The 2,327-nt window shown below is 35.9% G+C and carries 1 protein-coding gene and 1 pseudogene; both read right to left on the bottom strand.

Annotated features, from left to right (window positions below):
- Positions 1-122 (bottom strand): annotated as a pseudogene (locus AC1DTM_RS23275) (GNAT family N-acetyltransferase); the annotation flags it as partial.
- Between the two features lie 220 nt (positions 123-342).
- A partial coding sequence (locus AC1DTM_RS23270) for a copper-translocating P-type ATPase (RefSeq protein WP_477000994.1) occupies positions 343-2,327 on the bottom strand: 1,985 nt, incomplete at its 5' end.

Genomic DNA, 2,327 nt, shown 5'->3' with positions numbered 1-2,327 from the left:
GCCTGTAGCTGTAACGTATTATAATCTTGTGCATTAACCGTATGAACCGTTTCATAGAACAATTGTAATACTTGCTCTAAATCCTCTTTCTGGAATGTTCTAATTTTAATATCTTTAAACATATGTAAAACTCCTTATCAAACTAACTCTTCTATTTCGGTTATCCGGATAATTATTTCGTCTTTATTTTTGAAACAGTTTCTTCCACTATATAAGATTCACTACTTCTGCTCTTTCTATATTAGATCGATCTTTCCTTCTAAACGAACAATAAACAATACTTATACAAAGTATTGTTTATTGTAAAAAAGCATATTAAATTCGTTTTATAGCTGAAAGTGTTTAAGATTTCAATTTAACTCTTTGCAATCTTAATGCATTTAATACGACTGATACAGAACTAAACGCCATCGCTGCACCTGCAACCCAAGGAGCTAAGAAACCGAGCGCCGCAATTGGAATTCCTAGGCCGTTATAAGCTAATGCCCAGAATAAATTTTGCTTAATATTTCTAATCGTCATTTTACTCATGAAAATTGCATCAGCAATACTATTTAAATCGCCACGGATTAACGTAATATCCGCTGCTTCCATCGCTACATCTGTTCCTGTTCCAATTGCCATTCCAATGTCCGCTGTAGCAAGAGCAGGAGCATCATTAATTCCATCTCCAACCATAGCCACTTTCTTACCACTAGCTTGAAGTTTCTTCACTTCTTCTGCTTTTCCTTCTGGTAATACTTCTGCAATTACGTGATCAATACCAACTTGCTTTGCAATTGCCTGAGCAGTTTGTGTATTATCTCCTGTAATCATAACGACATCTAGACCCATTTTCTTAAGTCTTGCAATTGCTGCTTTTGAAGTATCCTTTACAGTATCTGCAACAGCAACAATTCCAGCATATTCCTTATCTATCGCTATAAGCATTGCCGTTTTTCCTTCTCGCTCTAGTTCTTCCATCGCTTTAGAAACTTCTTCAATATCAATATTAAACTTCTTCATTAATCGGCGTGTACCAATTAATAACTGTTTCCCTTCTACAACCGACTCAATACCAAAGCCAGGAATTGCTTCAAACGTTTCTGAACTTGGGATATYAATTCCCTTTTCTTTAATTCCTTCTACAATTGCTTCTGCAAGTGGATGTTCAGAATTTCTTTCTGCTGCACCAACTAATTTTAATATTTCCTTCTCATCAAATCCATCTGCCACAATTATATCAGTTAATACCGGTTTTCCATTTGTCACTGTACCCGTTTTATCTAAAATAATCGTATCTAATCTGTGCGTCGCTTCTAAATGCTCTCCACCTTTAAATAAAATACCGTATTCAGCTGATCTTCCTGATCCCGCCATAATAGATGTAGGTGTTGCAAGACCTAATGCACATGGACAAGCGATAACAAGCACTGCTATCATTTTCTCAAGTGCTCCTCCAAAATCACCAGGTGTAACAAATATCATCCATACCGCAAATGTGATTATAGCAATCACAACTACAACAGGTACGAAAATACCTGAAATTTGATCAGCTACCCTTTGAATAGGAGCTTTCGAACCTTGAGCCTCTTCCACTACTTTAATAATTTGAGCTAATGCAGTGTCTCTTCCTACCTTAGTTGCCTTAACTTTTAAAAATCCATTTTTATTCATTGTAGAACCGATTACTACATCCCCAATTGTTTTATCAACTGGAATACTCTCGCCTGTTAACATCGATTCATCTATCGCTGATTTTCCTTCTACAATTTCTCCATCTACTGGGATTTTTTCACCAGGTTTAACATAGACAACATCACCAGCTACCACTTCTTCGATTAAAATTTTCATTTCTGTGCCATCTCGCACAACTGTGGCAGTTTTCGCTTGTAATCCCATCAACTTTTTAATAGCTTCTGATGAACGCCCTTTTGCTTTCGCCTCAAATAATTTACCTAAAATAATTAAAGTAATAAGTACCGCGCTCGTTTCAAAATATAAATCTGTCATATGTTCTGAAGAACCAATTGATTGAATACTTAAATAAACACTATAGAAATAAGCTGCGGACGTTCCAAGTGCCACAAGAACATCCATGTTTGCACTTTTATTGCGTAACGCTTTATAAGCACCAATATAAAACTGGCCTCCAATTATAAACTGTACTGGAGTTGCAAGGGCCAGCTGCACCCATGGGTTCATAAGCATATCAGGTAAATAAATAAAAGATGTAAATGAAAAATGACTCACCATTGCCCACAATAACGGAAATGATAAAATAAACGAAAAAATAAACTTCTTCTTTTGTCGCTCAATTTCTTTTAAGCGGTGATCTGTTGATGAAT

Source organism: Bacillus sp. P4_D3, from assembly GCF_056401855.1.
This window is presented reverse-complemented; position numbering and strand designations above follow the sequence as displayed.